Source organism: Rhodococcus sp. LMD (assembly GCF_056108245.1).
Genome location: NZ_CM148557.1, coordinates 2717023 through 2735848 on the forward strand (window position 1 = coordinate 2717023; position 18826 = coordinate 2735848).

At 72.1% G+C, this 18826-nt stretch carries 17 protein-coding genes; 14 read left to right on the plus strand and 3 right to left on the minus strand.

The window, feature by feature from the left end; translation table 11 throughout:
- Positions 1-15: 15 nt before the first annotated feature.
- Positions 16-369 (minus strand): VOC family protein, encoded by a 354-nt coding sequence (locus tag ACWPQI_RS12535; protein ID WP_048773801.1) that lies wholly within the window; start codon positions 367-369, stop codon positions 16-18.
- A 1276-nt stretch (positions 370-1645) separates the two neighbouring features.
- Between ACWPQI_RS12535 and soxR the strand changes: the two genes are divergently transcribed.
- The 3 genes from soxR (at position 1646) to ACWPQI_RS12550 (ending at position 4741) form a co-directional block, all read left to right on the plus strand.
- A complete protein-coding gene (gene soxR / locus ACWPQI_RS12540; protein WP_010596501.1) occupies positions 1646-2101 on the plus strand; it encodes a redox-sensitive transcriptional activator SoxR in 456 nt (151 codons plus the stop codon).
- Between the two features lie 92 nt (positions 2102-2193).
- Positions 2194-3225, plus strand: coding sequence for a tyrosine-type recombinase/integrase (locus ACWPQI_RS12545; protein ID WP_017682306.1), 1032 nt, complete (start codon positions 2194-2196; stop codon positions 3223-3225).
- Between the two features lie 136 nt (positions 3226-3361).
- The gene (locus tag ACWPQI_RS12550) at positions 3362-4741 is read left to right on the plus strand and encodes an NAD(P)/FAD-dependent oxidoreductase (protein WP_026138129.1); all 1380 of its coding nucleotides are present in this window, start codon (positions 3362-3364) and stop codon (positions 4739-4741) included.
- Between the two features lie 37 nt (positions 4742-4778).
- Here ACWPQI_RS12550 and ACWPQI_RS12555 read toward each other — a convergent pair whose 3' ends face one another.
- Both ACWPQI_RS12555 and ACWPQI_RS12560 read right to left on the minus strand, forming a co-directional pair.
- Positions 4779-5225, minus strand: coding sequence for a PaaI family thioesterase (locus ACWPQI_RS12555; protein ID WP_010596504.1), 447 nt, complete (start codon positions 5223-5225; stop codon positions 4779-4781).
- 214 nt (positions 5226-5439) lie between these two features.
- Complete coding sequence (locus ACWPQI_RS12560) at positions 5440-6159, minus strand: hypothetical protein (protein ID WP_010596505.1); 720 nt, start codon at positions 6157-6159, stop codon at positions 5440-5442.
- A gap of 143 nt (positions 6160-6302) precedes the next feature.
- Here ACWPQI_RS12560 and ACWPQI_RS12565 point away from each other — a divergent pair, with 143 nt between their 5' ends.
- The 11 genes from ACWPQI_RS12565 (at position 6303) to ACWPQI_RS12615 (ending at position 18741) form a co-directional block, all read left to right on the plus strand.
- On the plus strand, positions 6303-7721 hold the full coding sequence (locus tag ACWPQI_RS12565; RefSeq protein WP_010596506.1) for a FecCD family ABC transporter permease: 1419 nt from the start codon (positions 6303-6305) through the stop codon (positions 7719-7721).
- Positions 7718-8815 carry a FecCD family ABC transporter permease gene (locus tag ACWPQI_RS12570; protein WP_010596507.1) on the plus strand — a complete coding sequence of 366 codons (1098 nt, stop codon included), beginning with the start codon at positions 7718-7720 and terminating at the stop codon, positions 8813-8815. The genes ACWPQI_RS12565 and ACWPQI_RS12570 overlap by 4 nt, the downstream gene beginning before the upstream one ends.
- Positions 8816-8874: 59 nt before the next feature.
- Complete coding sequence (locus ACWPQI_RS12575) at positions 8875-9756, plus strand: ABC transporter ATP-binding protein (protein WP_048773831.1); 882 nt, start codon at positions 8875-8877, stop codon at positions 9754-9756.
- Between the two features lie 9 nt (positions 9757-9765).
- Positions 9766-10188 (plus strand): BlaI/MecI/CopY family transcriptional regulator, encoded by a 423-nt coding sequence (locus ACWPQI_RS12580; protein WP_010596509.1) that lies wholly within the window; start codon positions 9766-9768, stop codon positions 10186-10188.
- Positions 10189-10205: 17 nt separating this feature from the next.
- Entirely contained in the window at positions 10206-11159 is a 954-nt protein-coding gene (locus ACWPQI_RS12585) for a M56 family metallopeptidase (protein ID WP_010596510.1), read from the plus strand.
- Between the two features lie 70 nt (positions 11160-11229).
- Positions 11230-12681 (plus strand): NADP-dependent phosphogluconate dehydrogenase, encoded by a 1452-nt coding sequence (gene gndA / locus ACWPQI_RS12590; RefSeq protein ID WP_474738357.1) that lies wholly within the window; start codon positions 11230-11232, stop codon positions 12679-12681.
- Positions 12682-12723: 42 nt separating this feature from the next.
- A complete protein-coding gene (locus ACWPQI_RS12595) occupies positions 12724-13593 on the plus strand; it encodes a DMT family transporter (RefSeq protein WP_010596512.1) in 870 nt (289 codons plus the stop codon).
- Positions 13594-13603: 10 nt separating this feature from the next.
- The gene (locus tag ACWPQI_RS12600; protein ID WP_048773810.1) at positions 13604-15043 is read left to right on the plus strand and encodes a GuaB1 family IMP dehydrogenase-related protein; all 1440 of its coding nucleotides are present in this window, start codon (positions 13604-13606) and stop codon (positions 15041-15043) included.
- Between the two features lie 278 nt (positions 15044-15321).
- Positions 15322-16692, plus strand: a complete 1371-nt coding sequence (locus ACWPQI_RS12605) for a hemolysin family protein (RefSeq protein ID WP_040269845.1) — start codon at positions 15322-15324, stop codon at positions 16690-16692.
- Complete coding sequence (locus ACWPQI_RS12610) at positions 16692-17777, plus strand: hemolysin family protein (protein ID WP_010596515.1); 1086 nt, start codon at positions 16692-16694, stop codon at positions 17775-17777. Before ACWPQI_RS12605 ends, ACWPQI_RS12610 begins: the two co-directional genes overlap by 1 nt.
- A gap of 76 nt (positions 17778-17853) precedes the next feature.
- The gene (locus ACWPQI_RS12615) at positions 17854-18741 is read left to right on the plus strand and encodes a hypothetical protein (RefSeq protein ID WP_059174664.1); all 888 of its coding nucleotides are present in this window, start codon (positions 17854-17856) and stop codon (positions 18739-18741) included.
- The last annotated feature ends 85 nt before the right edge of the window (positions 18742-18826 follow it).

Consider the following 18826-nt stretch of genomic DNA (forward strand, 5'->3'; position numbering starts at 1 on the left):
GTCCGAGACGCCCGATCACCGTCTCAGCGGGCTGTAGAAGACCAACCCGTTGCCCTTGTTGTCGTAGACCACGGCGCGGCGCTCGTGCGCGTCGTCGTACGGGCCCTGCACGATGCCGCCGCCGGCTTCTTCGATGGCCTTCGCGGCGGCATCGACGTCGGCGGTCTTGATGCCGACGACCACCTGGCCGTGGATCGGATGATCGACTGCGGTCGCGAGCGCGAGGGTGACCCCACCTCCGTCGAGGGCAGCGAAATGGGCGCCGTCCCGGAACTTCAACGCCATGCCCAGGGTCTCGTTGTAGAACCTGATGGACTCGTCGAGATCGTCGGTCGACAGCACGATCATCTTCACTTCATGGCTGCTCACGGATGCCTCCTTCGGCGAATGTCCGGAAAGCCTAACGTGATCGACACCGTGACATCGAGGGTCGATCGTCCCGTCGAACACCGGTCGACATACCCGACTGATTTACGTCACTGTGACGAATTAGTCCCGGGAGAACCCCCGGGCGAGGGGAGAGGATGGAGCCCGCATTGCGGACCCGGTCGACCGGCCCGCGCGACGCCGACCCGGTCGGGCGATTCCCAAGCGTGCCGCCCACGGTCGCGGACGGGTCACCGGACCACCGCGGGTCGAACTTCGGCACGCTGGAGCACGAGCGGTCGGACACGGGCCCGACCCGGTAATCGTCACCGTGACGAATTAGGTCCCGTCTGGGCCGGGGCCGTGGAGGGGCGAGGCGGGTAACGCCGGAGCGTGAGCGAGGCTGCGTGGAGATCCGTGGAAGGCAGCCGGCGTCCGGTCCCGTCGGGTGCCCGCAGCCGCACGATCCGGCGGCGAACGCCGGCAGGAACGCCGGGCGGCGCGAGCGCCGCGGTTGCGGAAGCCGAGCGCCCGCAGTGCGGACACGGGTCGCCGGAAGCTTCGACACCCGAGCGGGCCGCGCAGACAAACGGCTGGTCAACCCCGCATCCCGAATTGCCGATAATGCACATTATGTCAAGTAGTGTGCCGGAAGCCTCCCCGCGGGAAGGTGGACCCCGGGTGCTCGAACCGATGCAGGCGCTCGAACCGGTGGATGTGCTCGAACCGGGCGCGCACCGGAGTGCCCCCGGCGGACGCGTCCGGCCTCGCCGCACCGTCGGCCGGCGGCGCGGCGTCCGGCCGGTCGCCCGCGTCGTCTCGTCGATCGACCGGATCGCCGCTTCGCACCGGCGGTCGTCCGGCGTGTCGGTCGGCACCGCGCGACCCGTCGGCGCCCGTCCTGCGTGGGCCGGACGAGGCCCTCTCCCCGTCGAGCACTCCCGTGCGGACCCACTCACCTATTGCTGATAACAATACTGATGGATAATCACCGTTATCCATCACACGCCCACGGCGCGCGAGCATGCGCGCATTCCCGGCACGACGCCGCCGCCAACGCCGGGCCTCAGCACGCCCCGATTCGTTCCCCGCCCCCGGCCCCCGGACCGCCGCGCCCACGCCGCCCGCGATGTCCCGGCGGGGGCCGTCGCACACCACCACCACCACCTCCCCCTCGACGGGTGGATCGGCGACGTCGCCGGCCCGCTCCCCTCGTCGTACAGTCGGTTCGACGAACGGCAGGTCCGTGGGGCCGGCCCCGGATTCGGGAGGAACGGCGATGCCGCCGAACGTGTGGTTGACCCCGGGCGAGCTGTCGTCCCGGTCGGGGGTGGCGGTGTCCGCGCTGCACTACTACGAGGCCCGCGGCCTGATCGAGAGCAGACGCACCTCGGGGAACCGGCGCACCTACCGGCGCGACACGCTCCGTCGCCTGGCCTTCATCCGGGTCGCGCAGGGCGTGGGGGTCTCCCTCGACGAGATCCGGGAGGCGCTCGATTCGCTGCCGGACAGCCGGGTGCCCACCGCGGCGGACTGGGCGCGGTTGTCGCGGCAGTGGCACGACCGGCTCACCGAGCGGATCGAGGCCCTCACCGCCCTGCGGGACAGTTTCACCGAGTGCATCGGGTGCGGTTGCCTGAGCCTGGCGTCGTGCCCGTTGGCCAACCCCGGCGATGTGCTGGGCGCCCGGGGCCCGGGACCCCAGCGCCTGGGCGGGGCCGGGTCACACCGGTAGGCCGTGGCCGCCCGCCGGGTCGCACCGTTCCCGTCGGCCCCGGATGTCACACTGGTATCGCACAGGTGTACGACCGGGATGCGGGGAGGGTCATGACGGGCCGGGTGGATCCGGGGTTGCTGGACTGGGTGGCCGCGTACCTCGAGACGCTGCAGACGGCGAAGCGGTCCGCGCACACGATCAAGGCGTACCGGCTGGATCTGCAGGCGGTGTGCGGGGAACTCGCCGTCCGCCTCTCGGTCGCCCCGGACGAGCTGTGCGTGCAGGACATCACGATCCGGGCGATGCGTTCGGCGTTCGCCGCCTTCGCGCGGGAGCGGCAGCCGGCGTCGGTGCGGCGGGCCTGGTCGGTGTGGAACAGTTTCTGCAACTTCCTGGTCTCCGAAGGCGTGTCGGAGGGCAACCCGATGGCGTCGATCGCCCAGCCGAAGCGCCCCCAGCACACCCCGAAGTCGTTCACGCCCAAGGCGATCGGGCAACTCGTGGACACCCTCACCGTCGAGGCGCAGCGCCCGGCCGCCTCGGGCCGGGAGTGGCCGCAGCGCGACCTGGCGCTGATCGCGACCTTGCTGCTGACCGGTATCCGTTCGGAGGAGCTGATCCGCCTCGACCTCGGCAGCGTGCTCGGCGGCACCCGTGCCCCCGTGCTGCGAGTGATGGGCAAGGGCACCGTGGAGCGGCAGATCCCGCTCGAGCAGAGCTGGACCGCGATCGTCTCGGCGTATCTCGAGGAGCGCTACACCCGGTTCCCGCCGACGCATCGGCCCCGGCGCGGCGACGACGAGACACTCGCGGTGTGGGAGCGCTATCCCCCGGCCGATCCGCTGTTCGTCGGCGCCGACGGCCGGCGTATCACGCGCGGCACCCTGCAGTACCGGGTGCGGCGGATGTACCGGATGGCGGGCATCGAGAGCGAGCGCAAGCGCGGCGCCCTCGCCCACGCGCTGCGGCACACCTTCGCCACCAGCCTGGCCGACGGCGGGGCGACGATGGTGGAGCTGCAGCAGTTGCTCGGCCACCGGTCACTGCAGACCGTGCAGATCTACACCTCGGCGACGGACGACGCGGTCCGGCACGCCGCCCGGCACAACCCGGTCTACGGGCTGCTGGACCGGCGCGAGTGACGTCGGGGCTGCGCGGTCACGGGACGCGTAAGCCTGTGGCGAGTGGGTATAGCTGACAGACTGGGGGCGGCGCGGGAGCCCCGCTGCTCCTCCGCCACCGGTTGCCCGGTCGACCCGAGACATCGAGGAGCACGGAATGAGCATCCAGTCGGTTGAGCCACGTCGTCACCATGTGGTGGTGATCGGATCCGGATTCGGGGGTCTGTTCGCTACCAAGGCCCTCGCACGTGCCGACGTGGACGTCACCGTCGTCGCTCGGACCACCCATCACCTCTTCCAGCCGCTGCTGTACCAGGTGGCGACGGGCATCCTGTCGGTGGGTGACATCGCGCCGCCGACCCGGCTGGTGCTGCGCAAGCAGAAGAACGCCCAGGTACTGCTCGGCGACGTCGAGTCGATCGATCTGACGCGGCAGACCGTGACGTCCCGATTCCTCGAGCGGGAGACGGTCACGCCGTTCGACAGTCTGATCGTGGCCGCCGGGGCGGGCCAGTCGTATTTCGGCAACGACCACTTCGCCGAGTTCGCGCCCGGCATGAAGACGATCGACGACGCGCTCGAGTTGCGGGGCCGGATCCTGGGGGCGTTCGAGCAGGCGGAGCTGGCCGAGGACCCGGCCGAGCAGCGCCGGTTGCTGACGTTCGTGGTGGTCGGGGCGGGACCGACCGGGGTGGAACTCGCGGGACAGATCGCCGAGTTGTCCCATCACACGCTCCGGGGCGCGTTCCGCAACATCGATCCGGCGGCCGCCCGGGTGGTGCTGCTCGACGGGGCACCGGACGTGTTGCCGGTGTACGGGGGCAAGCTCAGCGCCAAGGCCCGCCAGACCCTCGAGAAGCTGGGGGTGGAGATCCAGCTCAACGCGATGGTCACCGACGTGGATGCGACGGGCCTGACGGTCAAGGACAAGGACGGCACCGAGCGCCGGATCGAATCGCAGTGCAAGGTGTGGTCGGCGGGCGTGTCGGCGAGTCCGCTGGGCCGCCGGCTCGCGGAGCAGTCCGGCGCCGAGATCGACCGGGCGGGCCGGGTCCTGGTGAATCCGGACCTGTCGCTGCCCGGTCATCCGAATGTGTTCGTCATCGGCGACATGATGTCGTTGGACAAGCTGCCGGGCCTGGCGCAGGTGGCGATGCAGGGCGGCAAGTACGCGGCGCGGCAGATCGTGGCGGGCCTGTCCGGTCACGATCCGGCCGAACGCAAGCCATTCAAGTATTTCGACAAGGGGTCGATGGCCACGATCAGCCGGTTCAGCGCGGTCGCGAAGGTCGGCAAGCTCGAGATCAGCGGGTTCGTCGGCTGGGTGGCCTGGCTGGGGATCCACCTGCTGTACCTGGTGGGCTTCTCGAGCAAGCTGTCGACCCTGCTGTCGTGGGCGACGACGTTCCTGACCCGGGGCCGCAACGAGATGGCCTCGACGGAGCAGCAGGTGTTTGCCCGCAACGCGATCGACCGGCTGCAGCGGCGTACCGAGGAGGCCGAGCGCGGCAGCGCCGGGCGACGCGCCGCGGGCTGAGCGGCGGGCGCCGGGGGCTCGAGGCCCGCGGCGCCGGTCAGTTGCCCAGGGCGTCGGGATCGAGGATGTTGGCCAGGCGCACCTGCCCGTGGGCGACGGTGCGGTGCTGCTCGTCGGTGATCGCGACCTGCCACAGCTGCTGGCTGCGTCCGCGCTGGATGGGGGTGGCGGTGGCGGTGAGCACCCCGTCGCGGGTGGCGCGGATGAAGTCGGTGTTGTTGTTGACGCCGACCACCTTGCCGCGGTCGCCGAGCCAGATGCTGCCGGCGAAGCTGGCGACGGATTCGACGACGGCGCAGTAGACGCCGCCGTGGACGATGCCGAACGGCTGGTGCTGGTTCGGGGTGACGGTCCAGTGGGCGCGGACCCGGTCGGGGCTCAGTTCGGTGAACTCGAGGCCGAGGACGGACCCGAAGCCGTCGTTGTGCTGGGCGGTGACGGCCGCGGGGTCGGAGAGTTGTTCCTGGGTGGGCAGATCGGTCATGTGTCACTCCGTCCGGGTCGTGCCAGCTCCCTGGCGCGGGCCCGGCGCCGGTCGCCGGGTCTGGAAGGGATGCTAGGACATCGCGGGCGGCACGCAGTGCCGGGACGAGCCGGCGGGCCTCGCGTGGTGCACGCGAGGCCCGCCGTGGGAAGGACCGGGGGTCTCTGCAGCCCTCAGGACTCCGGCGCGGTCCGGCAGTAGCAACGCCTCGTAACTATAGGTAAGCCTTGCCTAATTTAGCAAGTCCGCGGACCGGCACCCCCAGCGTCAGGAACGCATCCAGCAGAACCTGGCCGCGGCGCGCCGCGACGGTGCGGGAGGTGCCGGCCAGGGCGGGGAGCTGCGCCGCGCCCGCCACGACGGTGCGGCCGAGCAGGGACCACAGGCGCAGTTGCTCGGCGGGGGCGCACTGCGCCAGCGACGCGTGGACGGCACGCAGCGCCGTGGTGGCACGGTGGGCGGTCCACCGGGCGAGCGCCTCCTCGCACGGCAGCACGACGACCGCGTCGTCGGCGACGGCGGGATCGTCGGGTAGTACACGCAGGGTGTCGTCCGCGACCGCGGCCCAGTCGATGCCGCCGTCGCTGTCCTGGTGGATCCACAGGTTCTCGAGCCCGGGATCCCAGCAGCGCGCCTCGAGCAGATAGGGGGCGAGGACCCGGCCCGCGACGACGTGGACGAGGGCGGCCGCCACCTGGTCGACGGCGATCCGCGGGTCCGCGACGTCCTCGAGCGCGCGGGCGTACAACAGCGCGATCCGCCGGTCCCGGTCGGCGTCGGCGAGCCGCCACCAGCGTCGGCGGGGTTCGTCGTCGATGCGGGCGACGGCGTAGACGCGGGGAGCGTGCGGCATCAGCAGCCTCAGGCGGGCGTCGGTGTCCTCGAACGCGGGGATCTGCACCGCGGTGGATCTCGGTGGCAGCAGGGTTGTCATCCACACCTCCCGATCGGCGGATCGTCACAATTAGGTAAGCCTAACCATGCCATTACGTCGTGGGGGATGCAAGCCTGGAAGATAGGCTTCGGTAACCTAACCTTCGTTCGGCCGAGTACGCGTCCCCGAGGAGCCCACCGCCTGTGACCACCCTCCGCCCCCCGGAGACGCCGCCGCCCGTCGCGGACGCCCCCTCCCTCCCCCGCCGTCTCGCCGCCGAAGCCGGCGACCTGGGTCTGCTCGCCGTGCCCGCCGTCGTCGGTGTGCTGCTCGTACGCGCCCTGTCCGACGCCCACGGCGGCGGACAGACCGACCGTGTCGTCTTCGGTGGAACGGCCCTCGCCGTCACCGTCGGCCTGTGGTGGTACAACCGCGGGCACCGCGAAGGCACCACCGGACGCAGCCTCGGCAAACAGTGGACCGGACTGGTCACCCGCGACCGCGGCCACGGCGGGCCGGTCGGCGCGCGGCGCGCCCTCCTGCGCCGCGGCACCGAGGTCGTCACCGAGCGCGTCGCGGCCGCCGACGGATTCGTCCCCCTCGCCGCCGACACGAGCGTCGGCGCCGTCCGCCGTCGCCGCCTGCTCGGTCTGCTGGCCATCGCCGCGATACTGACGGTGGTGCTGCTCGCCGGGATCGCCGTCGGCGCCCGGCCGATGACCATCGCCGAGGTCGTCCACGCTCTCACCACCGACGACGGCTCCGACACCGACGTCATCGTGCACACCCTGCGGATCCCGCGCACCGTGCTCGGACTCGTGGTGGGCATCGCTCTCGGCGTCGCCGGCGCCCTCATCCAGGGTCACACCCGCAACCCCCTGGCCGACGCGGGCCTGCTCGGACTCAACGCCGGAGCAGCCTTCTTCGTGGTGCTCTCGATCTACCTGCTCGGGATGGCCACCCCCGGGCAGTACCTGTGGTTCGCCTTCGCCGGGTCGCTCACCGCCAGTGTCGTGGTCTTCGGGTTGTCCTCCCTCGGAGGCGGCCGCGCCGGACCGTTGACCCTGGCCCTGGCCGGCGCGGCCGTGGCGTTCTTCCTGCAGGCGATGACGCATGCGGTGGTGCTGCTCGACCAGACCACGCTCGACGGATACCGGTTCTGGATCGTCGGCTCGGTCGCCGGCCGCGACCTCGAGGTGTTGTGGCAGGTGCTGCCGTTCCTCGCGGCCGGACTGCTGCTGGCCGTGGTGAACACACCCGGCCTCAATGTGCTCGGCCTCGGCGAGGACGTCGCCCGGTCCCTGGGCACGAACGTCGTCGCCGCCCGCACCGTCGGCATCGTCGCCATCACCCTGCTCACCGGCGCCGCGACCGCGGCCTGCGGACCGATCGCCTTCGTCGGGCTCGTGGTCCCGCACGTCGCCCGGGCGATCACCGGACCGGACTACCGCTGGCTGCTCCCCTACGCCGGGCTGCTCGGCGGGGTGATGCTCGTCCTGGCGGACGTCGTCGGCCGGATCGTGGTCCGCCCCGGGGAGCTGCAGGTCGGCATCGTCCTCGCCCTGATGGGCGCACCGTTCTTCATCGCCCTCGTGCGCCGGCGCCGGCTGGTGGCCCTGTGACCGCCACCGCGCCGGCACGCACCGGCCCGACCCGGGCGACGGTCCCGTCCCGGCCGGCACTGCGGATCGGCACGCTCTCGCTCGTGTGGCGACCGCGCGCGGTGTTCCTGTGCCTGGCTCTGGTGGCGGCCACGTTCCTGCTGCTGTGCGTCGGGCTCGGCCGCGGCGACTATCCGCTGTCGGTGCCGCAGGTGGTCTCGGTGCTCGCCGGCGGTGGGGAGCAACTCGACCGGTTCATCGTCCTGGAGCTGCGCCTGCCGCGGGGCCTCGCGGCGGTGCTCGTCGGCGCGGCGCTCGCCGTCGCCGGCGCCCTGACCCAGACGGTGTCCCGCAATCCGCTGGCCAGCCCGGACATCCTCGGCGTCACCGCCGGTGCGAGCGCGGCCGCGGTCGCGCTCATCGTCGCCGCCGGTTCCGGGACGCTCGCCGGGATGCTCGGCGCGCTCGGGTTGCCCCTCGCGGCGCTGTGCGGGGCCCTGTGCACCGCCGCGGCGGTGTACGTCCTGGCCTGGCGTGGCGGCGTGGAAGGCTTCCGACTGGTGCTGATCGGGATCGGCGCCAACGCGCTGTTCGTGGCGCTGACGAACTGGATGCTGGTCTCGGCCGACATCAACGACGTGTCCCAGGCGCAGGTGTGGCTCACCGGGTCGCTCAACGGCGCCGGATGGTCGCAGGTCGTGCCGACGGCGGTGGCGCTGGCCGTCCTGACCGGTTGGCTCGCCACCGCCGCCTTCACGATGGGTGCCCTGCGGCTCGGGGACGAGACGGCCCGGTCGCTCGGCGTGCGGTTGCAGACCCAGCGGGCGGTGTTGCTGCTGTCCGCCTGCGCCCTGGTCGGTGTCGCCACCGCGGCGGCCGGGCCGATCGGGTTCGTCGCGCTCGCGGCCCCGCAGATCGCGCTGCGCCTCGTGCGCTCCCCCGGTCCGCCGTTGATCGCCTCCGCCCTGACCGGAGCGGCCCTGGTCACCGGCGCCGACATCCTCGCCCGCACGGTGCTGCCCGTCGCGCTGCCCGTCGGCCTGGTCACCTCCGCCCTCGGCGGTCCGTTCCTGCTGTATCTGCTCGTGCGCTCGAACCGGAAGGTGTCGCTGTGACCAGAATCCCCCGCACCGACGACGTCGCCGCGCCCACCGCCGCGCCCCCATCCGAGGCCGTGGACAGCGCCGCCCCGCCGCCGCGGCTCGTCGCGCGGGACCTCGCGCTCGGCTACGGCGACCGGCTCATCGTCGACGGCCTGGACCTGACCGTGCCCCCCGGGGTGATCACCACCGTGATCGGGCCCAACGGGTGCGGCAAGTCCACCCTGCTGCGGGCGCTGGCCCGGTTGCTGCGCCCGCGTCGCGGCAGCGTGCTGCTCGACGGGCACGCGATCTCCTCGATGCGCACCCGCGACGTCGCGCGGGTGCTGGGGATGTTGCCGCAGGCGCCGGTGGCGCCGGAGGGCCTGACCGTCGCCGACCTCGTCGCCCGGGGGCGGCATCCGCACCAGTCGTGGCTGCGGCAGTGGTCCGCCGACGACGAGGGTGAGGTCGCCGTCGCACTGGACCGGACCGGCATCACCGAGCTCGCCGACCGCCCGGTCGACCAGCTCTCCGGCGGGCAGCGTCAGCGGGCATGGATCTCGATGGCGCTGGCGCAGGGCACCGACGTGCTGCTGCTCGACGAGCCGACCACCTATCTCGATCTGGCGCACTCGGTGGAGGTCCTCGACCTCGTCGACCGCCTGCACGCGGAACTCGGCCGCACCGTGGTGATGGTGCTGCACGATCTGAATCTCGCGATCCGCTACAGCGACCACCTGGTGGTGATGAAGGAGGGCCGGATCGTGCGCGCGGGCCCGCCGGCGCAGGTGATCACCGAGGAGCTGCTGCGGGAGGTGTTCGCGCTCGACGCGGCGGTGATCGACGACCCGGTCTCGGACCGGCCGCTGGTCGTGCCGATCGGCACCCGGCACGTGTTCGGCACGGCGGGCGGACCGCGGACGAGAACACGTACTACTTCGGGTAGTACGACACGCTCGTCGGAGACCCGGTAAACTCGTGTCATGGCAGCACTCGGAGAACTCGAACGCGCAGTGATGGACCACCTGTGGTCCTCCACCGAACCGCAGACCGTCCGGCAGGTCCACGAGGCCCTCGCCGCCCGGCGCTCCCTCGCGTACACCACCGTCATGACCGTTCTCCAGCGCCTCGCGAAGAAGAACCTCGTCATCCAGCAGCGCGACGACCGCGCCCACCGGTACGTCCCGGTGCACGGCCGCGAAGAACTCGTCGCCAGCCTCATGGTCGACGCCCTCGACCAGGCCGACGAGTCCGCCGGCCGGGTCGCCGCCCTCGTCCACTTCATCGGGCGTGTCAACCCCGACGAGGCCGCCGCGCTGCGCGAGGCCCTCGCCGCGCTCGAGGCCCAGCAGGACGGGCCCACCCGTCCCACCGTCGCCGACCCGGGTACCGGTCGGGCGAGCTGACTGGCACACTCGGTGCCATGAACGCGACCACCGCGCTGGTCTTCGGCATCCTCGCGCTGCTGCTGGCCGGGCCGGTCCCGGCCCTGCTCAGCCGCGCCACCTGGCCGTACCGCAACCCCCGCCCCGCCCTCGTGCTGTGGCAGGCGGTGGCGCTCGCGGCCGTGCTGTCCGCGTTCAGTTCCGGCCTGGCCATCGCATCGCTGCTGCTCGTCCCCGGTGAGGACGGCCGCCCCACCACCGCCCCACTCCAGGAGATCGACGCGCTCGGCCTGCCCCTGTGGCTGACCTACGTCGTGGTCTTCGCCCTCACCCTGCTCATCGGTGCACGGCTGATGTATTCGATTCTGCGCGTCGGTGTCCGCACCCGCCGCCGCCGGGCCCGGCACCGCATGCTCGTCGATCTGCTCGACCGGCGCGACAGCGGCGCCTCGGTGCGGCAGCTGTCCCACGTGCGCGTCCTCGACACCGCCGAACCCGTCGCCTACTGCCTGCCGGGCCTGCGGCACCGGGTCGTGCTCAGCGAAGGCACCCTCGACCACCTCGCCGACGATGAGATCCGCGCCATCCTCCGCCACGAGCACTCCCACCTGCGGGCCCGGCACGACCTCGTCCTCGAGGCGTTCACCGCCGTCTACGAGGCCTTCCCGCGGTGGGTACGGTCCCGGTCCGCGCTCGGCTCGGTGCAGCTGCTCGTCGAGATGCTCGCCGACGACTCCGCCGTGCGCGTCACCGGCCCCACCCCGCTGGCCCGGGCCCTGGTCGCCTGCGCCGGCGCCCGCACCCCCCAGGGCGCCCTCGCCGTCGGCGGCCCCTCCACCGTGCTGCGCGTCAAGCGCCTCGCCGAACCCGGCCCGGACCTGCGCACCGCCGTGACCGCCTACACCGCGGCCGCCGCCATCCTCGTCGTGCCCACCATCGCGGTCGCCGTGCCGTGGCTGACCGAACTGAGCCGCCTGCTGCGCGCCTGGTGACCCCCCGCCGTCCGCACCGGTAGCACGCCCCCGATTTCGATCCCGTCCGGGTTCGGGGGAAGCTGTACCCATGACCGTCGAACGCACCGAGAATCCCCGCGCCCAGATCGGCGTGACCGGCCTGGCCGTCATGGGGTCGAACATCGCCCGCAACTTCGCCCGCCACGGCCACACCGTCGCGCTGCACAACCGCAGCGTCGCCAAGACCGACGCCCTGCTCGAAGCCCACGGCGACGACGGGGACTTCGTACGCACCGAAACCATCGACGAGTTCGTCGCCGCCCTGCAGAAGCCGCGCCGGGTGCTCGTCATGGTCAAGGCCGGCGACGCCACCGACGCGGTCATCGACGAACTCGCCAACGCGATGGAACCCGGCGACATCATCATCGACGGCGGCAACGCCCTCTACACCGACACCATCCGCCGCGAAGCCGCACTGCGCGCCCGCGGCCTGCACTTCGTCGGCGCCGGCATCTCCGGCGGCGAAGAAGGCGCCCTCAACGGCCCGTCGATCATGCCCGGCGGCCCCGCCGAGTCCTACGAGGCCCTCGGCCCGCTCCTCGAGTCCATCTCCGCCCACGTCGACGGCACCCCGTGCTGCACCCACATCGGCCCCGACGGTTCCGGCCACTTCGTGAAGATGGTGCACAACGGCATCGAGTACGCTGACATGCAGCTCATCGGTGAGGCATACCACCTGCTGCGCGACGCGCTCGGCCACGACGCCCCGCAGATCGCCGACGTGTTCTCCGAATGGAACACCGGCACCCTCGAGTCCTACCTGATCGAGATCACCGCCGACGTCCTGCGCCAGACCGACGCGAGCACCGGCAAACCCCTCGTCGACGTCATCGTCGACGCCGCCGAGCAGAAGGGCACCGGCCGCTGGACCGTCAAGTCCGCCCTCGACCTCGGCGTCCCGGTCACCGGCATCGCCGAGGCCGTGTTCGCCCGCGCCCTGTCCGGCTCCCGCACCCAGCGCGCCGCCGCCCGCGGCCTGGCCTCCGGCACCCTCGGCGACAAGCCTACCGACGCCGCCCAGTTCACCGAGGACATCCGCCGCGCCCTCTACGCGTCGAAGATCGTCGCCTACGCGCAGGGCTTCGACCAGATCGCCGCCGGCAGCGCCGAACACGGCTGGAACGTCGACCGCGCCGCCCTGGCCACCATCTGGCGCGGCGGCTGCATCATCCGCGCCCAGTTCCTCAACCGCATCAAGGAGGCCTACGACGCCGACCCGCAGCTGCCCAGCCTGATCCTCGCCCCCTACTTCCGCGAGGCCATCGAGGCCGGCATCGACAGCTGGCGCCGCGTCGTCGCCACCGCCACCATGCTCGGCATCCCCGTCCCCGCGTTCACCTCCTCGCTGTCGTACTACGACGGTCTGCGCGCCGACCGCCTGCCCGCCGCCCTCACCCAGGGCCAGCGCGACTTCTTCGGCGCCCACACCTACGAGCGCATCGACGCCGACGGCAAGTTCCACACCCTCTGGAGCGGGGACCGCACCGAGGTCCGCGCCTGACCACGCCCGCACCGGCACCCCGGTAGGGCATAGTTTGTGCCCATGAGCGGCACCGTCACGGCGTCCGTCGTGTGCGCGCTGGCCGCCGCGCTCCTGTTCGCGGCGGCCAGCGTCGCCCAGCAACGCTCCGCCGAAGCCGTCCCCGCCGGCGAGTCCCTCGTCGCCGCCCTGATCCGCAGTCCCCGCTGGTGGGCCGGGGTAGTCGGCGACGGCGGCGGCTACCTGCTGCAGGTCGCCGCCCTCGCCCTCGGGCCGGTCCTGGTGGTCCAGCCACTGCTGGTGTCGTCGCTGCTGTTCGCCCTGCCCCTGTCCGCCGCGTTCTCCGGCTCCCGCATCACCCGTCCCACCTGGCTGACCGCGGCGGCCCTGTGCGCGGCGCTCGTGGTGTTCCTCGTCGTCGGCGACCCCACCGCCGGTGAGATCGACGCCCCCTGGCACGAGTGGGTCCTCCCGCTCGGCGCGGTGTGCACCGCCGTGTCCGCCGCCACCGCGATCGGGCTGCTCGGCCACGACCCCGGCACGCGGGCGATGGCACTCGGCGCGGCCAGCGGCCTGCTCTACGGCGTGGCGGTGGCGTTCACCAAGTACGTCACCGACCTGTTCGAACACGGCCTGCGTCCCGTGGTCGGCGCCTGGCAGACCTGGGCCCTGCTCACCGCCGGCCTGCTCGGCGTCTACCTCCAGCAACGCGCCTTCCAGGCCGGCCCGCTCGCCGCGTCCCTGCCGGCGATCACCATCGGCGAACCCCTCGCCGCCGTCTTCCTCGGCATGACCGTCCTCGACGAACGGCTCCGGGTCGACGGCCCGGGACTCGCCCTGGTCGTCGCCTCGGTCGCGGTGATGCTGATCGCCACGGTGGCGCTCTCGCGCAGCCAGGCCCGGCTCACCGCGCCCGACGCCACCGGCGCGTAGCATTCGCCAGGTGCGCTTCCTCGACGGCCACCAGCCCCCGTACGACCTGACCTACGACGACGTGTTCCTCGTCCCGAACCGGTCCGCCGTCGCGTCCCGGTTCGACGTGGACCTGTCCACCGTCGACGGTTCCGGCACCACCATCCCCATCGTGGTCGCCAACATGACCGCCGTGTCCGGCCGCCGCATGGCCGAGACCGTCGCCCGTCGCGGCGGACTCGTCGTGCTCCCCCAGGACCTGCCGGCCGGCACCGTCGCCGAGACCGTCGCGTTCGTCAAGAGCCGCCACCTCGTCGCCGACACCCCCGTCACCCTCGGTCCCGAGGACTCCGTCTCCGATGCCCTCGCCCTCCTGCCCAAACGCGCCCACGGCGCCGTCGTCGTCGTCGACGACCACCGCCGCCCCGTCGGTGTCGTCACCGACGGCTCCTGCCGCGAGGTCGACCGGTTCGCGCGGCTGCGCGCGGTCGCCATCCGCGACTTCGCCACCGCCTCCGTCGGCTCGTCGCCGCGGGAAGCGTTCGCACTGCTCGAAGCCAAACACGACCCGCTGGTCGTGCTCACCCACGACGACGGCACCCTCGCCGGGGTCCTGACCCGCACCGGCGCCGTCCGCGCCGGCATCTACACCCCGGCCGTGGACGCCGACGGGGCCCTGCGCATCGGCGCCGCCGTCGGTGTCAACGGCGACGTCGCCGCCAAGGCCGCGGGGCTCGTCGACGCCGGCGTCGACCTGCTCGTCCTCGACACCGCGCACGGCCACCAGGAGAAGATGCTCGACGCCCTGAAACGGATCAAGGCGCTGGACCTGCCCGTCCCCCTCGTCGCCGGCAACGTTGTCTCCGCCGCCGGCACCCGCGAACTGCTCGACGCCGGCGCGGACATCGTCAAGGTCGGCGTCGGCCCCGGCGCCATGTGCACCACCCGCATGATGACCGGTGTCGGACGACCCCAGTTCTCCGCCGTCGCCGAATGCGCCCGCACCGCCCGGGACCTCGGGGCGCACGTCTGGGCCGACGGCGGGGTGCGGCACCCCCGCGACGTCGCACTCGCCGTCGCCGCCGGCGCCGCCAACGTCATGATCGGGTCCTGGTTCGCCGGCACCTACGAATCGCCCGGCGAACTGCGCTACGACGAGACCGGCCACCCCTACAAGGAAAGCTTCGGCATGGCCTCCAAGCGTGCGGTCGCCGCCCGCACCGTCGACGACTCCTCCTTCGACCGCGCCCGCAAAGCCCTGTTCGAGGAAGGGATCTCCACCTCCCGCATCCGCATCGACCCCCAACGGCCCGGCGTCGAGGACCTGATCGACCACATCTGCTCCGGGGTGCGCAGCACCTGCACGTACGCCGGTGCCCGCACCCTCGAGGACCTGCACGCGCACGCCGTGCTCGGGGTCCAGTCGGCCGCCGGATTCGCCGAGGGACGCCCCCTGCCGACCGGATGGTGACCGCACCGCACGAGGCCGGACACGGTCCGTAGAATGATGCCTCACCGTGAACGCCCGCACCTCGGGCCCGACGAGAGGAATCCGGTGCCCGCGGCACCCACCACCATTTCCACACGGCCTCCGGCCGCCATCATTTCGACACGGCCTCCGGCCGCCACGGCCGACGCGGAGTCCGACTCCGCCGGTTCGGAGGGTTCCCCTAGCGAGCCGGGTGACATACCCGGCCGGACCCTCACGACATCGGAGCGGAGCTTGCCGCCGGCCCGGGAGCGGTGCTGATGTCCGTCCTGCTGTCCGTCCTCAGCCTGCTCGGGTTCATCGCCCTGACCGCCGGCACCGCGGTGTTCGTGGCGGCCGAATTCTCCCTCACCGCCCTCGAACGCAGCACCGTCGACGCGCACGCCCGCGACGGCGACCTGCGCGCACGCCAGGTTCAGCACGCCCACCGCACCCTGTCCTTCCAGCTCTCGGGCGCCCAACTCGGCATCACCATCACCACCCTGATCACCGGCTACCTCGCCGAACCGGTCCTCGCCCGGTTCCTCGACCCGTTGCTGCGCGCCGCCGGACTCGGCGCCGCCCTCGCCTCCGGCATCTCCCTGGCCCTGGCCCTGATCATCGCCACCTCGTTCTCGATGGTCTTCGGCGAACTCGTACCGAAGAACCTCGCCATCGCGCGGCCCCTGGCCACCGCCCGCGCCACCGCCGGCCTGCAGGCCGGGTTCTCGCTCGTGTTCAAATGGGCGATCCGCGGACTCAACGGCGCCGCCAACCGGATCGTGCGGCGCCTGGGTATCGAACCGGCCGAGGAACTGCGCTCGGCGCGCTCCCCGGAGGAACTCGGATCACTGGTGCGCGCCTCGGCGGAACGCGGCGCCCTCGACGAGAGCACGGCGCTGCTCGTGGGACGCTCGCTGCGTTTCGGGGAACGCACCGCCGAAGACCTCATGACCCCCCGCGTCACCATCGAGTCCCTCGACGTCCACGACACCGTCCTCGACCTCATCGACGCCTCGTCGCGCACCGGCTACTCCCGCTTCCCGGTCGTCGACGGCGATCTCGACGCCACCGTCGGCGTCGTCCACGTCAAACACGCGTTCACCGTGCCCGCGCGGCGCCGCGCCCACACCCAGCTGCACACTCTCGCCCGGCAGGTCCCCGTCGTGCCGTCCACCCTCGACGGGGACGCGGTCATGGAACGGGTCCGCTCCGACGGCATGCAGGTCGCGCTCGTCGTCGACGAATACGGCGGCACCGCCGGCATCGTCACCATGGAGGACCTGATCGAGGAGATCGTCGGCGACGTCCGCGACGAACACGACGAACCCGAGCCCGAAGCGCAGCGCGTCGAGCAGGGCTGGTCCTGCTCGGGCCTGCTGCGCATCGACGAGGTCGCCCACCTGACGGGATACCACGCACCGGACGGCGAATACGAGACGCTCGGCGGGCTGCTCCTCACCGAACTCGGGGAGATCCCCGAATCCGGCGACGAGGTGCTGCTGCCGCACCGGCCCGGCGACGCCGACCACCGCTGGCGTGCCCGGGTCCTCGACATGGACGGGCACCGCATCGACCGCGTCCTGCTCGTCCCCACCGAGCCTGCCGGTGAGGACGAGCACGCACCCGGCCGCGAGAACGGAGACCGGTGATGAACGACTGGCTCGCGGTGCTGCTCACCGTGCTGCTCCTCGCCGGCAACGCATTCTTCGTCGGTGCCGAGTTCGCCCTCATCACCGCGCGCCGCGACCGACTCGAAGCCCTCGTCGGGCAGGGCAAGAAACGCGCCCGCACCGTCATCGCCGCCGGGGAGCACCTGTCGCTGATGCTCGCCGGGTCCCAGCTCGGCATCACCATCTGCTCGATCCTGCTCGGCCGCGTCGGCGAACCGGCCATCGCCCACCTGATCGAAACACCCATGCACGCCCTCGGCGTGCCGGACTCCCTGCTGCACCCGATCGGCTTCGCACTCGCCCTCACGATCGTCGTGGTGCTGCACATCCTGCTCGGCGAGATGGTTCCGAAGAACATCGCCATCGCCGGACCGGAACGCTCGGCGATGCTGCTCGTACCGACCCACCTGCTGTTCATGAAGGTGGCCCGGCCACTGATCGCGTTCTACAACCTGTGCGCCAACCTCAGCCTGCGCCTGCTGCGGGTCGAACCGAAGGACGAACTGGACGTCACCGTCACCGAACTCGAACTGTCCGAGATGATCGGCGAATCCCGCTCGGAAGGACTGCTCGACGAGGAGGAACACCGGCGTCTGACCCAGGCCCTCCAGACCAGCGGACGGACCGTCGCGGACGTCACGATCCCCCTGTCCGGGGTCCGCACGGTCCCGCTCGGCCCGGCCGGCACCACACTCGGAGCTGTCGAGCAGGCCGTCACCGAGACCGGCTACTCCCGGTACCCGGCGGAGACCGCACACGGGGAACTGGCCGGCTACCTGCACCTGAAGGACGTCCTCGACCTCGTGCGCGACGAATCGGCAGGGCCGGACACCCTCATCGCGACCGCCGAGATCCGGCCCCTGCCGCCGGTGCCGGTCGACGCCCCCCTCGACGACGCGCTGTCGCTGCTGCGGCGCACCAGCGCCCACCTCGGCGGAGTCGTCGACGAGCACGGAACCGTGATCGGCATCGTCGCGCTCGAAGACCTCGTCGAACAGTTCGTCGGCACCGTGCGCGACACCACCCACCGGATGGCCGACCCCGGCCCGGGACCACGTCCGTGAACCTCCGCCCACCCGACACCCCGACGCGGCACAACAATCATTGCACCGTCGGTGCAGTCGATACCGGGGGGCAGCGGTGACCACCGTCCTCGAACCCGAGCACTGGCTGCCCCGCCGGGAGCGGCACCGCCACCGGCTGACGGCGCTGCTCGCCCCCTACCTCGACCAACGCGCGCACGGCACACCACACCCGGTGATCGACTTCCTGTTCACCTACTACAGCTACACGCCGTCCCAGCTCCTGCGCTGGCACCCCGGCTTCGGAACGACACTCACCGGCCCCGCATCCGCGGAGTACGCCTCCCTCCGGGGCTACCGGACCACCGGCGCCGGGGTCTCGGCCGACCCCGAACACCTCGCCCGCCGGCGCGACACCATCCGCTACGTCACCGACCTGCTCGAGGCCACGACCTCCCGTCCCGCGCACCTCGGCTGCTTCGGCCTGCACGAGTGGGCCATGGTGTACCGGACCGAGCCCGCCGACCTCCGCCACAGCGCCGTACCGCTGCGGCTCGGACACACCGGCACCGACGCCGTCGTCGAATCGTTGCAGCTGCGCTGCACGCACTACGACGCGTACCGGTTCTTCACCCCCGCCGCCGGCCCCCTCAATCTCGAACCCCTCACCCGCGACGACCAGATCCGGCGGGAGCAACCCGGGTGCCTGCACGCCGCCATGGACCTGTACAAGTGGTGCTACAAGCTCACCCCGCTGCTCGACTCGGACCTGACCGCCGACTGCTTCGAACTGGCCTACGCCGCCCGGGAACTCGACATGCGGGCCAGCCCCTACGACCTGAGCGACCACGGCTACCCGCCCATACGGATCGAGACACCCCGCGGCCGGGCAGAGTACGTCCGCGGACAGACGGAACTGGCCGACCGCTCCGCGCCACTGCGCGCGGCGCTGCTCGACCGGTGCCGCCGACTCCTCGACGCCGGCCGGGAGCACACCCACCGCTGAGCGGACACCGCCGCCTGCCCTCTCCCCGGGACGTCCCCGGCGCGCGGCGCGGCCCCCGCGGGGAGGGATATCCCTCCCCGGGTCT